13 protein-coding genes and 2 pseudogenes are annotated in these 17,543 nt (G+C 38.8%); 2 read left to right on the top strand and 13 right to left on the bottom strand.

All coding sequences use genetic code 11. The features are described from left to right. Window positions 1-4: 4 nt before the first annotated feature. The 9 genes and pseudogenes from ACH2DQ_RS12460 to ACH2DQ_RS12500 all read right to left on the bottom strand — a co-directional run bounded on the left by ACH2DQ_RS12460 (window position 5) and on the right by ACH2DQ_RS12500 (window position 7,598). Window positions 5-967 (bottom strand): ABC transporter ATP-binding protein, encoded by a 963-nt coding sequence (locus tag ACH2DQ_RS12460; RefSeq protein WP_394914153.1) that lies wholly within the window; start codon window positions 965-967, stop codon window positions 5-7. After that, on the bottom strand, window positions 967-1,956 hold the full coding sequence (locus ACH2DQ_RS12465) for an ABC transporter ATP-binding protein (protein ID WP_394914152.1): 990 nt from the start codon (window positions 1,954-1,956) through the stop codon (window positions 967-969). The genes ACH2DQ_RS12460 and ACH2DQ_RS12465 overlap by 1 nt, the downstream gene beginning before the upstream one ends. Beyond that, entirely contained in the window at window positions 1,913-2,920 is a 1,008-nt protein-coding gene (locus ACH2DQ_RS12470) for an ABC transporter permease (protein ID WP_394914151.1), read from the bottom strand. The genes ACH2DQ_RS12465 and ACH2DQ_RS12470 overlap by 44 nt, the downstream gene beginning before the upstream one ends. Next, window positions 2,907-3,866: an ABC transporter permease gene (locus ACH2DQ_RS12475; protein ID WP_394914150.1), complete on the bottom strand. Its 960-nt coding sequence runs from the start codon at window positions 3,864-3,866 to the stop codon at window positions 2,907-2,909. The genes ACH2DQ_RS12470 and ACH2DQ_RS12475 overlap by 14 nt, the downstream gene beginning before the upstream one ends. Window positions 3,867-3,889: 23 nt before the next feature. Further along, window positions 3,890-4,174, bottom strand: coding sequence for a hypothetical protein (locus ACH2DQ_RS12480; protein ID WP_395026929.1), 285 nt, complete (start codon window positions 4,172-4,174; stop codon window positions 3,890-3,892). A 57-nt stretch (window positions 4,175-4,231) separates the two neighbouring features. Next, complete coding sequence (locus tag ACH2DQ_RS12485) at window positions 4,232-5,641, bottom strand: peptide ABC transporter substrate-binding protein (protein WP_395026931.1); 1,410 nt, start codon at window positions 5,639-5,641, stop codon at window positions 4,232-4,234. Between the two features lie 466 nt (window positions 5,642-6,107). Further along, window positions 6,108-6,362 (bottom strand): hypothetical protein, encoded by a 255-nt coding sequence (locus ACH2DQ_RS12490; RefSeq protein ID WP_394914206.1) that lies wholly within the window; start codon window positions 6,360-6,362, stop codon window positions 6,108-6,110. Further along, window positions 6,340-6,832 (bottom strand): annotated as a pseudogene (locus ACH2DQ_RS12495) (recombinase family protein); the annotation flags it as partial. The gene ACH2DQ_RS12490 and the pseudogene ACH2DQ_RS12495, both read right to left, overlap by 23 nt. Further along, the gene (locus ACH2DQ_RS12500) at window positions 6,822-7,598 is read right to left on the bottom strand and encodes a hypothetical protein (RefSeq protein ID WP_394914148.1); all 777 of its coding nucleotides are present in this window, start codon (window positions 7,596-7,598) and stop codon (window positions 6,822-6,824) included. The gene ACH2DQ_RS12500 and the pseudogene ACH2DQ_RS12495, both read right to left, overlap by 11 nt. 726 nt (window positions 7,599-8,324) lie before the next feature. Here ACH2DQ_RS12500 and ACH2DQ_RS12505 point away from each other — a divergent pair. Beyond that, window positions 8,325-8,825 carry a recombinase family protein gene (locus tag ACH2DQ_RS12505; RefSeq protein ID WP_394914146.1) on the top strand — a complete coding sequence of 167 codons (501 nt, stop codon included), beginning with the start codon at window positions 8,325-8,327 and terminating at the stop codon, window positions 8,823-8,825. 45 nt (window positions 8,826-8,870) lie between these two features. Next, window positions 8,871-9,253: pseudogene (locus ACH2DQ_RS12510) on the top strand (recombinase family protein). Between the two features lie 590 nt (window positions 9,254-9,843). Here the strand turns inward: ACH2DQ_RS12510 and ACH2DQ_RS12515 are convergent. The 4 genes from ACH2DQ_RS12515 to ACH2DQ_RS12530 form a co-directional block, all read right to left on the bottom strand. Continuing rightward, on the bottom strand, window positions 9,844-11,235 hold the full coding sequence (locus tag ACH2DQ_RS12515) for a hypothetical protein (protein ID WP_394914144.1): 1,392 nt from the start codon (window positions 11,233-11,235) through the stop codon (window positions 9,844-9,846). Window positions 11,236-11,826: 591 nt separating this feature from the next. Next, the gene (locus tag ACH2DQ_RS12520; RefSeq protein ID WP_394914143.1) at window positions 11,827-13,308 is read right to left on the bottom strand and encodes a phospholipase D-like domain-containing protein; all 1,482 of its coding nucleotides are present in this window, start codon (window positions 13,306-13,308) and stop codon (window positions 11,827-11,829) included. A gap of 2 nt (window positions 13,309-13,310) precedes the next feature. Next, complete coding sequence (locus tag ACH2DQ_RS12525; RefSeq protein ID WP_394914142.1) at window positions 13,311-16,883, bottom strand: AAA domain-containing protein; 3,573 nt, start codon at window positions 16,881-16,883, stop codon at window positions 13,311-13,313. A 135-nt stretch (window positions 16,884-17,018) separates the two neighbouring features. Continuing rightward, window positions 17,019-17,543, bottom strand: a 525-nt coding sequence (locus ACH2DQ_RS12530; RefSeq protein ID WP_395026934.1) for a zinc ribbon domain-containing protein, incomplete at its 5' end; no start/stop codon positions are given.

Here is a 17,543-nt window from a genome sequence, read left to right on the forward strand (position 1 = left end):
TCTTTTATCGATTTTGGTCTGCATAGTGGCAGGCAGCCAGATGCCCGTCGGAAATTTCCTCTAATGCAGGTTTCTCATTCATGCACCGTTCCTCTGCAAACTTACAGCGTCCTGCAAATGGACATCCCTTAACTGGTCCTGCAGATAAAGGTATCTCATCAGCCTCAGCCCGTTTTCCGCTTATGGGCTGTTCACGGGATTCTATCGATAATACCGACTCCAGCAGAAGTCTGGTATAAGGATGCAGCGGTGTGGTATATATTTCTTTTGTTCTCCCGATCTCCATTATATGTCCCAGATACATGACCGCCACACGGTCTGACAGATAATGTACCATATTCATATCATGGGCAATAAAAATATACGTTAAACCCGTCTCTTTTCCCAGACCTTTCAGCAGGTTCATAATCTGGCTCTGAATTGACACATCCAATGCGGCAACCGGCTCATCGCATATCAACAGTTCTGGATTTAATGCCAACGCACGTGCAATTCCGATGCGCTGTCTCTGCCCGCCGGAAAATTCATTGGGAAATCGTCCGGCATGGGTTTTCTGCAGTCCAACTGATTCCAGGAGCTCAAAGACCCTGGCCTCTCTCTCTTTTTTGGTTAATTTATTCTGTATCACCATATTTTCCGCCACAATATCACCCACCGTGATGCGGGGATTCAGCGAAGAATATGGATCCTGAAAGACCATTTGTACTTTTCTGGCAAAAGCCAGACGGTGTTTTCTCCGTCTTAAATCAAGTTTTTCACCATGGAAATACAGGCTTCCTTCTATTTTGGGATAAACCCCCATAATCACTCTGGCAAGGGTAGATTTTCCGCAGCCGGATTCCCCCACAATACCAAGGGTCTCTCCTTTCATCACAAGCAGATTCACATCCTCCAGTGCCTGTATTCTTTGTTTGCCCATTATCGTAAAGCCCTTGGAGACATGTTCCAGCTGAAGTAATGGTTCCATTATAAATTTCCTCCTTTGGGGTTATCCCGGTGATAAAGCCAGCAGGATGTCTTATGTCCTTCCTCTATCTGAGTTTCGGTCGGCTCTTCCAGGCGGCATATCTTCATGCAGAAATCACAGCGGGGGGCAAATGCACATCCTTTTGGCAGCATTGCCAGGTCCGGCGGTGCTCCCTTAATTGCCCGCAGTTCCTTTTCTTTTTCCAGGGTTGGCAAACTGTCTATCAAGCCTTTTGTATAGGGATGTGCCGGTTTTTCAAACAGCCTTCCCACCTGGCATTCCTCTACGATCTTCCCGGCGTACATAACTGCCACTTTATCGGCAGCATTCGCCACCACACTCAGATCATGAGTGATCATCAATACAGAAGTCTGCTGCTCTGCCTGCATATTTTTAAGTAACGCCAGAATCTGCTTTTGAATAGTTGGATCCAGTGCCGTAGTTGGTTCATCTGCGATCAGCAGTGCCGGTCTGCATGCCAAAGCCATTGCAATCATGGCTCTCTGACGCATGCCCCCTGAAAACTGATGGGGATACTGCTTAGCACGTATGGATGCTTCCGGTATCTGAACCATTTCCAACAGCCTGACCGCTTCTGCCTTACACTCAGCAGCAGTTTTTTTCCCATGTCTGCGCAGAGTTTCCGTCACTTGTTTTCCAACCTTCATGGTAGGATTTAAAAACGTCAGGGGATCCTGAAAAATCATACCAGCCAGTTTTCCCCGTATTGCAAGCATTTCTTTCTCAGATGCGGTCAGAATATCTCTTCCTCCAAGCCAGAGTTCTTCTGCCGACATCTGCGCGCCGGAAACGTCATTGAGTTTTAAAACAGATCTTGCAGTTACACTTTTCCCGCATCCGCTCTCTCCAACCAGCGCCAGAATTTCTCCTTTGCGAATCGACAGGGACACTCCCCGTACCGCTTCCAGACTCCCATACCGCTGTTTAAAGGACACTTTCAGATCTTTTATTTTCAGCACTTCGTCCATAATTGATTTTTCTCCTTATCTTAGGATCCAGAACATCCTGCAGCCTGTCTCCCAGAAGATTGAATGCCAGCATAAGCAGGCAGATATAGATTGCAGGCACTGCTAACTGCATGGGATATGTCTGAAACACACCAACTCCCTCATTTGCCATGACTCCCAGTGAAGGATACGGCGGGGCAACTCCCATGCCAAGCATCGATAAAAATGCTTCCGTAAAAATAATACCTGGTATATCAAGTGTAGCATTTACGATAATAATGCCCAACATATTCGGGAGCAGATGCATAAAAATAATCCGACCTGCTCCGGCTCCCATTATTTTTGCTGCCACCACAAATTCCTGATTTTTCAGCGATAATACCTGTCCTCTGACAAGCCTCGCCATGCCCGTCCATCCCACCAGGGAATAGGCAACAATCAAAGATCCGATTCCTCTTGGCAGAATTGCCATCAACAGCAGTACAATTACCATATAGGGAATGCCGCTTACTACTTCCAGAAGACGCATCATGATATTATCAGCAGCTCCCCCCATGTAACCGGAGATACTGCCGTATGTAACCCCCACTACACAGTCAATCAATGCCACGGCACCTGCCACTGTCAGGGAAATTCTGGCACCATACCAGAGCCTGACGAAGATATCCCGCCCCAAATGATCGGTGCCAAATAAATGAAGCAATCCATTCACCGGATCTCTGCTGAAAAATGGCTGATTCGCAAAAGCCACGTTCTGTGAAGCATAATCAAACGGACTGAGAATCGGGATCAGCACCGCACCCAAAACCATCGCCAATAGAAGAATCAGGAAAAAAGCAGTGGATGGACTGCCCAGGAAAAGCATTAATGTCTCCCTGCCATAGCTGATAGCCGGATGTGGGTTCTCCGCTTTCAGCTTCGGTTCATTTTGCGGTACCCCTTCAAAATACTCAGCCGGTATCCTTCCCTTTTCATCCTTCACCATCAACACCTCCCAGCTTAATTCTCGGATCCACGAGACTGTGAATGATATCCACAATTAAATTGCAAAGCACCAGAAAAATACCAAAAAATAATGTTGTTCCCACAATAACCGGATAATCATTTGACCGGACCGAATCCACAAAATACTTTCCCAGTCCCGGAATGGAAAAAACATTTTCAATGGCAAATGTTCCCGTAAACAATACAGCGGTCATGGGACCAAGTACCGTAATCACAGGCATAATTGCATTCCTAAGGCAATGGCTGAAAATAATTTGCTTTTTACTCAGCCCTTTCATTCTGGCAGTGGTAATATAATCCTTTTCCAGCACTTCCAGCATACTGGAACGCATCAGCCGGCTGACCACTGCAATCGTACCAAATGCCAGTGCAAAAGAAGGCAGCAGCTTACTGCTTTCCCCTTTCCAGCCAATGATGTCAAATACATGCATTCCGGTGACCTCATACAGTTTTACTCCCAAAAAATACTGCAGCAATGCCCCCAGGATAAAAGACGGTACCGAAACCCCCAGCAGGGCGATTATCATAATTCCGGTATCCCAGGCTTTCCCCCGTTTAACCGCTGCCAGAACGCCCAGCAATAATCCAATCAGAACTGCAAAGATCAGGGAACGGATTCCCAGTTCCAGAGACACCGGAAATGCCCCTGCAATAATATCGGTGACCTGCCTGCCGCTTACCAATGAGTTCCCAAGGTCTCCGGTGCATACATTTCCCATATAAATCATATATTGTTCAAAGACCGGCTTGTCCAGCCCGTACTTTGCTGTAAGGGCTGCCTGGATAGCCGGTCTGATTGCTTTGTTTCCCGAGAATGGGCTCCCGGGAAGCATATGCATTAATATAAATGTTATTGTTGTCAGTACCATTACGGTAATAAAAGCATAGATCATTCTTTTTGCAATATATCGGGCTTGAAAACACATTATCTTTACCTCTGTTCTCTGCCTTATCCGGCATTAATGGATGCACCCTCACATACGTTAAAATACTGGAATGGCGTGCGTACCAGACCCTCCAGCTTGTCTGACACCGCATATGTCGTGCAGGTAAAATACAGCGGTCCCATTGCCATCTCCTCCAGCAATAACTTCTCAGCCTGGATCATCAGTTCCTGCTTTTTCTCAGGATCACTTTGCACATTTGCGTCTGCCAGAAGCTTGTCATAATCCGGATTATTGTATTTTCCGATGTTATTGGGATTATCGCTTGCAAAGTATTTCAGAAATGTCATAGCCGTATTCTCATTAGGCCCGTTAGCCTCAATACTGATATTAAAATCACCGTTTTCTTAGGCTTCCTGAAGCGATTTCCATGCCTGTGCATTCACGGTCACATCTATACCAAGATTCGTCTTCCACTGCTGCTGGATATATGCCGCCTGATTCTGGCTGTAAGACGTATCCGCAACATCCAGTGTCAGCTTAATGTCGGCTGCTGATATTTTCAATTCCTCCAGGGCAAGTTCCATACATTCTTTTGCTTTTTCCAGATCATAAGCGAACAGGCTGCCACGGACGCTTACGTAACTTTCCTCTCCTGCACCGGCAATCGACCCCGGTACGAGGCCATCTGCTGCAACAGAACCATCTGCAATTACATTATCCAGAAGACTCTGCGTATCGATAGAATAAGCCAGCGCTTTCCTCAGATTTTTATTTGCCAGGTATTCATTCTTCAAATTGAAGCCCAGATACCAGGACCCTCCGTCAATATAGCTGCGAATTGCCTTTTCATCTTTGTCTTTCACCTGTCCAATCTGTTCACTGTATATATTACACAGATCAATTTCTCCGGTTATAAATGCATTCAGCCTGGTATTGGTATCTCCAATCATAACCAGCTTTACTTTCGGAATCTTAATATTGGACGCATTGTGATAATCCTCCGACTTCTCCAGCATCATATGGTCATCGTGAGTCCATTCCGTCAGCCTGTATGCTCCGTTGGTAACCATCTTATCCGCATCTTTTCCATATTCAGCAGCTCCGATTTCTTCATAAGCCTTCTGATTCATAGGATAATACATGGACAGAGCCAAAAGAAACAGGCCATCTGTCATAGGATGTGACCATTCAATCTCCAATGTATAATTGTCTATTACTTTAATTCCAAGCTCCGATTCATCAACCTCTCCATTATAAAAAGCTTCTCCATTTTTTATGTTCTCATATAAAAATGAAGCCATCATTGCCCCCGTCTCCGGTTTCATCTGAGTTACCCAGGAAAAATAAAAATCCTTTGCGGTAACCGGATCCCCGTTAGACCACTTTGCATCCTGCTTTAAATAAATAACATATTTCGTATTATCTTCACTGATATCCCATTTTTCAGCCAGGTCAGCCACCGGCTGGTCATCTTTGTCAAGCCTTGCAATACCAGACATACATTGTGCCAATATGCTCATACCAATGGAATCATAAGCAAGCAATGAATTCATCTCAATGGGTTCAGCCGTAATATCCAGAACAGCGGTATCTTCTTCCGTGGTGCCAGGGAATACACCGGCTTTCTCCTGGTCTGCATTCGCCTGACCTGCTTGATCTGTTTCACCCTGTTCTGTTTGATTTGTCTTTACCTGTTCTGTCTGCTCTGTTTTCTCCTGGTCTGTTTTTTCTCCGGCACCGGCATTGCTGCAAGATACTAAATTAAACATCATGATAAAAACCATTGCAAATGCCAGTAATTTTCTCTTTCTCATAGGCCACTTCCTCTTTCATTATTAGTAATGTAAAATAGAAAATTGTATATTTGGAATAATTATATCATTCATTGAAATCTATTGTCAATTTATACCTTTAATAGTTTTATTTTACAGGGAGCAGGGAAATGCCCTTGACTATTCTTAGGAACAAATCAAGGGCATTACTTTTGTTTTATAATTCTTTATCAACATCAAGTTGATCTGTTGTCTCATCTGCAATGATGACATCCGGTCTGCAGAAGATATTCAAGTTGCACTTAAAAAATCTAATAGCACAGCCGTTTTTTTGCTACATCTAATTGTATCTTTAGTGCAGAAACATTCTCTTGCATCTTTTCACTCCCTGCTAGAGACCCTATCTTCTTTACTAGAAATGTGTTATCAATAGACAACACTAGCTCCACTATAGCAGTACTATTTCTTGCCAAACCAAAACTTGAATGCAAGTGTTACTCTATTTTAGTTATGAAAGCTTCACCCCATGGGGAGGAAGCATACAAAATCTTTTTGTTATCACTTGCATTAAGTGGAAAAAAATCTGTTCAGATAGTAACTTCGTATAAGTGTAAACACTCCATTCTTTAAATACCTCTTTAAACTCTTTTTTATCACTCATCATCTTAGGTACATAACCACGTTCCTTTGCAATATTAATTGCTTTTTTTATTTGAAATTGTACATAATTTTCTAACCGCCCCATAAGACGAAAATCCTCCAAGCCATCCTCCTTCACGTACTTTCTGTCTTTTTTCTTTAGAGTTTAAATCAAAGTATTTTAAGCTCAATTCCAAATACTGCGGACAATACAGAAATCTTTAGTTTTCCTGCATCTTTAATTGAATCATTTCCATCTTCTAAGCAAATCAAATTCACACCATAATCTTACATGAGTTGAAGACTGCCTAAAACGTCAGCCGCATTGTGACCAAAGCGACTAAGCTTAAAAATCAAGATGTATGATACACCACCTCTATTTGATTCAATGTCTTCCATCATCTTTTTAAATTCCGCTCTGCCTTCAATCGATTTTCCTGATTTACCTACATCTTCATATTCGCCAACAATATCATAATCAAAGGCTTCTGCGATTTCCTAATTCGTTCTTTTGTGCATCAAAAGAATATCCATCTACTTGCATAGATGTCGAAACTCTCGTATACATATATAATTAATCTTTTTATTTGCCATTATTGCCCCCATCAAACTTTAAGAAGTGTACTTGTCGTTTTTTATAAACAGTACACTCCGACATATATGTATTATTTACTTCTGTTGGTATCGTCCATTCTCCTAGCACGATAACCAGTTCTTTATGATTTGTAGATTTGAATTTTTTATAAAAATGCCAAAACAGTTCTTCTGTAGCAAAGTTCAATTTAATATGTTTTCCATTTGGATAAGGGAATGATGGATAATTCATTCTATATGAAAACTCGTCCTTAAACTTGTGGTAAGGAGTACATTGGACAATTTTCCGTCCAACAATTCCACCTTCGTTTTTTGCAAAGTTTCTTTCATCAGCCAGAATATCATCTGTGCAATATCCATTATATAATTCATATTTGCGGCACATAAGATATATCTGTTGTACAGTAGATATTGCTTTTTTTCCACCGCCCCCTGTTACAGCTATACCTGTCGTTTTACTGGGTCTATTTGATTCACTAGAAGCATTCTTTAGGTTTGCAAAAAGAGCATTGAAGTCAAACTTTTTCTCCTCATAGTTTGTTGGATCAAATGAACCATCCGCAGAACAAAAAACGCTTATATGTTGTGCTCCGCTTGGAATCCTCCGAAAATATGCTCTTTCTGCATCAGCACCATTTACTAGAGTCATACGAGCATTGCAACCATGCGTTTTACAATAAAATGTACACGTATTGTCTGCAATGGTTGTATCCTTTGCTTTAATTTTACGAGTCTTTGCGACATCTCTATATGCGATATAAGGCATTCTGCCACCGCCTTCCTTTATCTACTTATTGTCTCCTAAAAAAGTTTGGACATGATTCATATGTCATTATTTTAACATTTCAACGTCTTAAAAACAAGTCAAAAACGGACCCACAAATTAATCATCTGTTGGTCTTGACGGGTCTGGTAGATTTCAATATCTAACTGCTCTGCATACGTTTCTATGAGATTAGCAAGAAGGTCGGCTAATCTGTTTATATCATTATCCATGCTGATCTTCTCCTCTCATAGGTAAACGTCCAATAGCAAGTACTCACATAAACACAAGCCGCTGACGCAGCCGTGTTTGAAAATTCCTGTGCGATTACACCTCCAATCAGGCGGGATGGAAAACGTCGGTCCGGATTAACGGATACCGTTAGGGCTAGTTTACTCGCGTAATGTTTTATCTAATCCATATACTTCACGCATGAAAATGTCATGCTCTGTGTCAATGCTCGTGATATTCATACGATAACTGTTGTAGATTCCAGCGGATGGATGCCATCTGTACGTACTTTTGGTACCAGTCTCACGGAGAACGGGAGCCACTCTCACGGAGACGGAACCAGTGGTCTAAATTCACTTTATTGATGACAGCTTAATACTTTTCATCATCAATCCCTTTGGTTAGGTTTCCGATAGAATCCAGATAATTCTTAAAATTCATCGGATCACCGCCATCGTAATAGATGAGGTTATATTCCTGATACGCCCGGTTGGAATAATGACATGCTGCCAAGTTAGAGCGGATCTGGATACACAAAAGACGTATTTTGAAAATTACATCAATTCCAGAAGTGACTGGGAGCTTGCCGGTATTTACTACGATGAAGGAATCACCGGCAAAAAAAAGGAGAAAAGAACAGCCCTTCTTAGCCTTATGACAGATTGCGAGAATCATCAAGTCGATATGGTCATCACAAAGTCACTAAGCCGCTTCTCCAGAAATACGACGGATTGCTTGGAATTGGTCAGACGCCTGCTTGCGATGAACGTGCCCATCTTCTTTGAGAAAGATTCCATCAATACAATGGATACCAAAGGCGAAGTGCTCCTTACCATTATGGCATCGCTGGCCCAGCAGGAAAGTCAGTCCACGAGCCAGAACATCAAACTGGACTTGCAATACCGCTACCAGCAAGGACATGTTCAAATCAATCATAATCGCTTCCTCGGCTACACCAAAGACGCGGATGGTAACCTTGTTATCGACCCGGAGCAGTAGGAAACTGTCAAGCGTATCTACCGGGAATACATGGAAGGCTACAGCATGGACAAAATTGCCGCCGGGCTTATGGCTGACGGTATTCTCACCGGCGCTGGAAAGACCAAGTGGTGGACGAGCACCATCAACAAGATTCTGCGAAACTGGAAATATATCGGTGACGACCTGCTGGAAAAGACCTACACCACCGACTTCCTCAGCAAAACCAGAATCAAGAAAACGGCACCGTCCCACAATACTACGTGGAAGGTAACCATGAAGCGATTATTCCAAAGGAAATTTTCATACAGGTGCAGGAAGAACTGGTGCGCAGACGAGTGGTGCATACCAGATCCAATGGATGCAAGCACAGCTTCAGCAGTAACCACTGCTTCTCCCAGCTTATCTTCTGCGGCGAGTGCAAGGAAATGTTCCGACGTATCCACTGAAACAATCGGGGTTGCAAATCTATCGTATGGCGCTGTGAAAGCCGCCTGCAGAACACCGGCGTCGCATTCCGGGCCAGAACAGTCAATGAGCAGCTATTACAGTCTATTATTCTGAAGGCCATCAATGAAATGAATCTGGACAAAAGCGGCTACATGAAAATGCTACAAGAGAACATCGCTACAGTCATCCGTAATGATGTCAGCGCTTCCATGGATGACATTGACGCCAATTCGGTGGAGCTGCAAAAAGAACTCCTGCAATAAGCCAATAACCGGGATGATTACGATTCGATCACCGAGGAGATTTTCCAGCTTCCGGAACTGAAAGCAAAATCAGAAACCGATAGCACATCCAGGATGAACGGCTGGACCGAATCACAGAGCTATGCGACCTTCTGAAATCCCAGCCCAGCGAGATTACCGTATTTGATGAAAGCCTTGTCCGCAGGATGCTGCAGAAAATCACCGTCTTTGATGACCACTTTGCGGTAGGATTCAAGTCCGGTGTGAGTGTTGATATCGAAGAATAATTCTCATAGAAATAGAACGGCTCCCCACCACTGGAATATAACCAGTGATGGCAGCTTGAATTAATTCTGCCAATTTATCACTTTTGCTGCACCTTTCTCAAGCACATCTGAATAACCTTCATCTGCCATCATTATACTTTTAAGATTTTTTTCCATTTCATCATCTACAACAACCTCTGCATTAGCTGAGCATGATAAGCCTTCATTTAAGATTTCCTGCAAAATCTTATCATCTAATCTTTCTTCTTCACTCATTCCAATTAAATAAATAGAGTAGAACAGTACCGTTGCTTTTTTATTACTTGATTGCGTATTTAACCTTATTTTTTCATGTCCTTCATAGAATGTTTCATTCACAAATCTTTTTATTGATTTTTTTTGTAATGTGGATGACTGCGTTATGTTTTTCAATTGATTTAAAAACAATGCATTTACTTTAGCATTAGGGCCTATTGCATCTTTGCCAACAGATATGAAATACTTAGTTAAATTGAATAATAGTGGATACAAGTCAACATTAGAAACTGGCTCCATAACTTTTGGTACCATTATAGACACTCCATTTACTACTCCTGCTTTCATAAACTTTTCTGGAGCTAGCATCTCAACGAATTTCTGCTGTGCCTCTTCAATTGAATGATGCACAAGCTCTTTTCTAAGAGAATCCGTTCTTAATTCCACATATAAAAAGTTATTATTACAAATGCTGGGTTTATTTTTAGTAACAACTACTCTGTATATCAACAATCCAAATAGTGAAATAACTACATCTATTTCACCATCCCCCTTTTCAAAGGCCAAAAGAGTATGGCTCCCTAGATTAACCTGCTGGTCAATCATTTTATAGATTTCCTCTTCTTGGATTATGCTTACTGGGTTTGTACCATTTCCTGTAGTTATAAAATCAACTATATCTTTAAACTCATTATAATACCCAGAAATATTATTTTTTGAGCAGTACCATTCAAAAGCAATTTTTGAAAGCATTCTGTGCATCGCACTATCAAAGAAAATTTCATTATTAATTTTAATCTTTTTTTCTATCTCAATTGCATTGATGTCTAACGGATGAACCTTACTTTCATCTTTTGCAATTTTAACAGTTTTATCATAGGAACTAATCAAATGAGTATTATCTGATGATTTTATAACTCTACCATTGAATATTTCATTATCTCCGTGAAGTTTTAAGTTATAATCGGTACCCTCAACAGTAATAACAGCATCATACGATGCATATTTTTTTCCTTTACTTGATTTAATATCAAGTTCGTTAGTGATAAATGCTAAAGCGTCTATTACCTTGCTTTCAAACATATCACTGAATCTATTGTTATGTTCAATTCCGCATACATTCCTATTCAAAATTCGCGCATTTGTCAATGCATCAGGAATTATATCTGATTCTGATAAACTGTGGTCTTTTCCACAATAAATGCATTTTGATTCCATTGTAATTTTCTCCTTCCCACAATATCCCATCCACGGCCTAAACTCTCTCTGACATCTAAATCACTGTCTCAATGACCGACATCTAAATCCGCGTCTAAACAATACACACTTTTTTCGCTAAGTGCCTATCGCCCTGTTTCCTCAGAGCGTTATGTTTAGACCTTGGATTGAATGTTTTCATATCTCCAATAGCAAAAAAGACCTGAAATCAGGCCTTTTTCACACTTATTTACCTGACCTTAGACATCAGAACTACCGTTTCCACATGCGGTGAAAGTTGTCTTTTATAGTACACGGCAAAAGTATCGTCTCTGATGTTACAGAGTTTTGCCTGGGATTGTCCTATTTCTCCGGTTTACCCCTTTCAGCAGTTTTTCACCCCTTTGGGGGAGTAATTTACCCCACCAACATTTTGTACGACAAAACAGAAATTTACACTTCACTCACCAAGCAATTCTCTCATCCATTTAGAAACCTTAGGCATTTTCTTCCCAGCAAACAGCAACTTCACAACTTCTTCCGTATCCTCCTGCTGCAAAATTATTGCTTCCTTGTACTGCTTTCAAACTTTTTGTTTCCTTGTAAATATGATCAACACAATTTTATTGCCATGCGTTCGCTAAGATTTTCTTTCATTGCCTTTATGCCTTCTTTTATTTCCGTATAGTAGCCTGTTTCTTGCCGAAAGCCAAATTTGGGGTCTCCTCTAAAAGATAGCCAATTAAAACTCGTAATGACAAGAAAATCATTATCACATATTAAAACTTTCTCGTGTGTATTATTTAAACTAACCATTGTTAAATATTTTCCAAATTCTTTTTTTTGTATATTTTCTAATCTTTTCACAATCTTAGGATCAGAATCCTGTTCTTCACTAATTCCATAACCAATAATAACTTGAACCTTCCTTTGTAATGCCTTCTCAATCAGCAAAATAACCTCATTATTTACTCCTGAACGTTTTATCCATGGGGACACTATAATCACTTGATTATTTGCCTCTTTTAAAGCTTGTATCAATAACGGCCTATGATCATATGTATTTAAAATTCTGTTTGCGCTTTCTTGTTCACTCTGCAAATCTTCCAACTGTTTTTTTAGTATTCTTACTTGTTGTGTTGCGGTTATTTTCTCCTTTTCTGAAACCACTTCACTTTCGATTTGCTCGTTATAATCTATAATCTGAGTTTTTAATACATCAATTTGCTTTTGATAATCACCCTTTTTATTTTCATACTCCTCTGCTTCCTCAATTATCTCTTTAGGTAAACTGTTTAATAATGGGCGTTCCTCCAATTCATCAATAGTAGTCTTTTTATCAAGATTTATTTGGTGCAAATTATCATTTTCCATTCTAAGGATAATTGTTTCATATTCTTGACGTCTTGTAGATTTTTCAAATGCTCTTAATTCCATTGTGGATTTTTCATAGTTATAGTAAACAAGAATATACATTTTTTTGTATTCTGTATAAACTTTTTCCACCCTATTAATAGATAATAAATCACCGTCAAAAAAACTATTTTTGCCATTTGAAATACGGTATTGCTTTATTGCATTATTCAATTTTTCATATGTCATATCTTCAATAGTTGGTCTTTCAAGAGCACTTTTTAATGGCACCATTGTGTTATCTCGTAATTCATTACCTTTAAAATATCGCTTTGTGTCAATAAACACATCTCCTGTCATTCCATCCATCATTATGGAAAACGTCAATTCTTCTGGTACAATTACAGATGCCTTCTCTAATACTTTTCTTCCTTTATCTGTAAGTTTCAAATTAGCTTTATAAATATCTATTGTCAATAGGTCATTAGCTCTCAGTTCAGCAATTGCATTAAAAATTACATCTTGATTCACTCCTAAAAATGCACAAATATTTTCTGTACTTGTTACATTTTCTTTTAAAAATTTGAGGATAAACTCTTGTAATACTGATAATGGTTTTTTCTTTTGCATTGTAAATTGCAACTCTACTTTATATACTGGACATGCTGCCTCAAAGTATTTAACCAAATCATATCCAGCGACAGCATTCGCATTCTTTTGTGCTAATTCTTCAATAGTCATGATTATACCTCTCTTAAACAACAATACTCTTCGTGTTCATAAATATATTGCACTACCTCATAAAAAGGATTCGGATTATTATAAACTGTTGGTCTTTTGGTTACTGCCGTATGGTTTCCCACAATTATCAACAGCTCTCTAGCTCTAGAGAATGCCACATTCAATCTTCTTACATCACTTAAAAATCCGATATCGCCTTCATCATTACTCCGAACCACACTATAGAATATAATGTCTGTTTCACGCCCTTGAAAAGCATCTACCGTATTTATTTCTACTTTTATATTGGAAAAGGCTGCGTGGTATCTACTGTCTAGCACCCTGTTAAGATAATCTCTTTGTGCTCTATACCCTGCAATGATTCCTACTTCTTTTTTTATACCTCGTTTTTTAAAATCATTTTCAAGTTTTAACAAATATTCGAAAATAACTTCACTCTCACACACGTTTCTATAAGTTTTATGTTGAGACTTGCTAACCGCTTCTTCCTTCGCCGTCTTTTTTTTGTTTGTCGAAAGCCAGACTATAGCCTTCTTTCCCCATAATTCTGTTTCAACTGTTTTTTCTTCTGCTTTAGTTTTAGAAATCAACTTTTCATCCTGATAGAACATCTGGCTTACCATTTCCCCTATAACAGGGTGCATTCTATATTGCTCATTTAAAATATTTTTACAGGAAGGACTGATTCTTTCTTCTAAATATTCAAATAAGCTCTCTTCCAACTCTTCCTTCGTAATTTCCAACTCTTTTAAACTTTCTTTATCTAATGCCGAATCGACAACCGGTGGCAACTGTTTATGATCTCCTACCAATATAATCTTTTCTCCTAATCCAATTGGAACTAAAATTTCTGGGGGTGTTGCCTTTCCTGCTTCATCAATAATAACCCAGTTAAATTTTAAATCTGACTTCGAACTTAAATTTGTAATTCCAAGACAGGTGGCTCCAACAATACACACATCTGTTAAGCACTCTTGATATAAGTCATTCCCTGCTTTTACCCTCTGCTGCCACTCTTTACAAATGTTTTCAATCCGAGATAATTGATTGTACTTTTTCTGATTCTCTTTCAATTCTTCTTGAATTTTATTCTTTGTTTTTGCATATTCACTAGCATTACTAATTCCAAGAAGATTCTGCCAATCGCTAATATCTTTTTCCCCAGTTCTAATCTTATCTACTATTTCTCTTAATTTTTTATCTATATCTATTTTCTTATAAGATAATTCTCCCACTTTTTCTATAATTTCAGAATAGTATATACTTATCAATTGCACATTTTCAGTGAAATCTTCAAGTATTTTTGATATGGAATCCTCAACTGGCTTTTCTCTCTCTTTAGCAATTTCCAATATAATATTCTCTAGTTTGGAATTCATTGCAGACCATTTTTCAATTTGCTCATCAATATCCACTTTTTCATTTTGAATATCCTGCTTTTCTTCATTCCAAATACTGAGTTTCTCAATCAAGTCTTCAATTTCAGTTATTATACTATTTTTTTCAAAAATCGTTTGATCTATGCCTGACTTTTTCTTATATGCTTCTAATGCATCTGTACATTTTTGAATAACTTCATTTCCCCAAGACTTACAAAAGTTTTCAAATGTGTACTCAATTATACTTTCAGAAAACTTTTCTCTAATTCCAACTCGAATCATTGATACATCAGGCAGTAATTCTTTTATTTTACTTAGAGAATTGTCAACAGCAACATTTGACTGAGAAGCAATTAATATCTTACTCCTCGAATCTCTTTTTAAAATTTGATACACCAATTCACTTATAAAGGTTGTCTTACCAGTTCCAGGTGGTCCTTGTAACAAATATAAATCCTCTGCTCCTAAAGCCCCTTCCAAACTTCTCAATTTAGGTTCATCAATATATTTTGAGACACAATCTCCTTCACTGATTAGCACATCATTTCTGTTCTTAGCCAAGGCTGGATTATAAATAATTTCACTAATTTTGGGATTAGCAATCTCTCCATATTGAACCATTCGCAAAGCTCTCTCTTGCCGGTTTAACGCACTTTCAATCATCAATTTATCAATAGATATTTCTCCTGTTGGAGCAATTCTATTTAGATGTGCATTTGCAGACAAGGTTATGCGAAGTTCATTGTCTCTAAGTTCTTGCATATATCCTACAGAAAAAGACTTGTTAAAATTAAATCTATCTGTCATACTCAATAAATCATCATGGGTAAACTGTATTTCACCATGTTCATCATCTAATTCAACCACCATATAATCATCATTCTCGTTATATGTATATTTTTTATATTTTAGTATATTTTTTGCTTCTTCCAAGTTTTCTCGTTGTAACTTAAGAATTTCTCTCCACTTATTTGTAATGTCACGAGAAATTATATCCTCATTCTTTTTATTGTCTCTTGCATTAAAAAATTCTTTTCCTTCTTCAAGTAAATCATTTGCATCAATTTCATTATTTGCACATTGTATACTGTTTGAACATAGCTTGACTTTATATGGAATTTCCAAACTCTGTTCGCGTAACATTTCCATATATGATGCATCATAAAACCACACATCTACTGCGCTTAATCGTTTTATGTTCGCCTTATCAATACAACATACCAGCGCTAATTGCTTACCAATCAACATGTATGAATTGGAATTTCTTCTTTTGCAAAGATATACTTTTCCTTCCATATCTTTATTAATATTTGCAATCGCAAGTGCAACCTCTTTTCTAGATATATAACCTTCACTATACATTTTGTCCGCTATCTTTTGAGTTGCTTTTATTACAAGAGTCTTTTTCTGTAAATCCTCTGTTCCAATTTTTTCAATATCTTTCTTTACATCGAACAAATTTTTGTATCGTTTTCTAATATCTTCTTCTATCATACCAGTTACAATTCCACGAAATTTTGAAGGAATTTTATCCAACTGAATTTTTTCATCTTGCTTTAAATTTTCACCTGAAAAAACTTCGTAAAAAATTTTGCCCAATGAATATATATCACTTTGAATTGTAACTTCTTTTCCAGCTAATTGCTCAGGGGCAGCATATTTAGGTGTTGCAAAATTAACAACAGTATATTCACTGTAAAATGTATCTTTAATTTTGCTAACACCAAAATCAATAATTTTTACCCTATTTTCATCGTCTATAATAATATTGGATGGTTTTAAATCTCTATGAACAATATTCTTTTGGTGAAGATACCCTACTGCATCAACTATTTGACTCGCAATTTTAATTTTGTCTTCAAACTCCCAGTTTATAACAACATCAAATAACTGGTCTAAATTGTTTCCACTAATATATTCTAACACAATATAAAAGCTATTTAGTTTTTTATCAAATCCCTTATTTTCTATTTTTACAACATTAGGATGTTCAGCCCTCTCTAAAGACTCAACCTCTCGATAAAAAATTTTATTTTGTAATTCACTAATTGAACCATTAATAATTTTATTGAATACTTTTAGCGCAACTATGCCACCACTCTCTGCCAGTATATCGTTACACAAGTAGACTGTAGACATATTTCCTTCCGGTAATTTCTTCTTTATTTCATATCTTCCATCAATAATTGTTCCCATTATTTCCTCCCGAGTATTATCCAATTGGCTTTTCAGTTAGTATACCATAATCCCTTTTCTTTTTCTATGTCTGCAGTCAAAAAGTGACAGGATTCACTGAATGCCATTCTCTTTGTAAACCCTGTCTGTTCTTTTTCAATTTTTCCATTCAATTCCCGTTCCATCCAAGAACACCGTCACTACCATTCCCTCCTCAAACATCTTAATATAATCCACCGTCCGTAGCATCAAATCAATATCCAGTTCTTTTATCGGCCGTGCATCCTTCGTAATCTCCATAAAATCCATTGCCCGGAACCTCTCTAGCAAATTCACACCCTGCATCTTCCTCTCCCATTCCGGCACCAGCATCTCCCGGCACTCCAGAAGCCCATTCCACGCCATCAGGTAGATCTCGATCAACGTCTCATCATAAATGTGCCGATTCCCACATCCCAGCACACCTTTCACCTTATACCGCTCACTGCACTGCCACACCTTCCTATCCCCATTTGGTGTCCGCCAGCCCTTCCTCGCAAAAGCCCTGTTACATTCCCCACAGATAATCTTGCTGGAAAATGGATTCGCCTCCGTGTTCTGGGAAAACCGTGTAATATTATGCTCTTCCAGATACCGCTCCCTCCGCTTCATCTCCAACTGCACACATTCCCAAATCCAGGG

Source organism: Robinsoniella sp., from assembly GCF_034124845.1.

What these genes read in the sequence shown, in the direction of transcription:
- ACH2DQ_RS12460 (WP_394914153.1), bottom strand. Translation starts at nt 967, where the DNA reads ATGGAACCATTACTTCAGCTGGAACATGTCTCCAAGGGCTTTACGATA.
- ACH2DQ_RS12465 (WP_394914152.1), bottom strand. Translation starts at nt 1,956, where the DNA reads ATGGACGAAGTGCTGAAAATAAAAGATCTGAAAGTGTCCTTTAAACAG.
- ACH2DQ_RS12470 (WP_394914151.1), bottom strand. Translation starts at nt 2,920, where the DNA reads ATGGTGAAGGATGAAAAGGGAAGGATACCGGCTGAGTATTTTGAAGGG.
- ACH2DQ_RS12475 (WP_394914150.1), bottom strand. Translation starts at nt 3,866, where the DNA reads ATGTGTTTTCAAGCCCGATATATTGCAAAAAGAATGATCTATGCTTTT.
- ACH2DQ_RS12480 (WP_395026929.1), bottom strand. Translation starts at nt 4,174, where the DNA reads ATGACATTTCTGAAATACTTTGCAAGCGATAATCCCAATAACATCGGA.
- ACH2DQ_RS12485 (WP_395026931.1), bottom strand. Translation starts at nt 5,641, where the DNA reads ATGAGAAAGAGAAAATTACTGGCATTTGCAATGGTTTTTATCATGATG.
- ACH2DQ_RS12500 (WP_394914148.1), bottom strand. Translation starts at nt 7,598, where the DNA reads ATGCCTTATATCGCATATAGAGATGTCGCAAAGACTCGTAAAATTAAA.
- ACH2DQ_RS12505 (WP_394914146.1), top strand. Translation starts at nt 8,325, where the DNA reads ATGACATGCTGCCAAGTTAGAGCGGATCTGGATACACAAAAGACGTAT.
- ACH2DQ_RS12515 (WP_394914144.1), bottom strand. Translation starts at nt 11,235, where the DNA reads ATGGAATCAAAATGCATTTATTGTGGAAAAGACCACAGTTTATCAGAA.
- ACH2DQ_RS12520 (WP_394914143.1), bottom strand. Translation starts at nt 13,308, where the DNA reads ATGACTATTGAAGAATTAGCACAAAAGAATGCGAATGCTGTCGCTGGA.
- ACH2DQ_RS12525 (WP_394914142.1), bottom strand. Translation starts at nt 16,883, where the DNA reads ATGGGAACAATTATTGATGGAAGATATGAAATAAAGAAGAAATTACCG.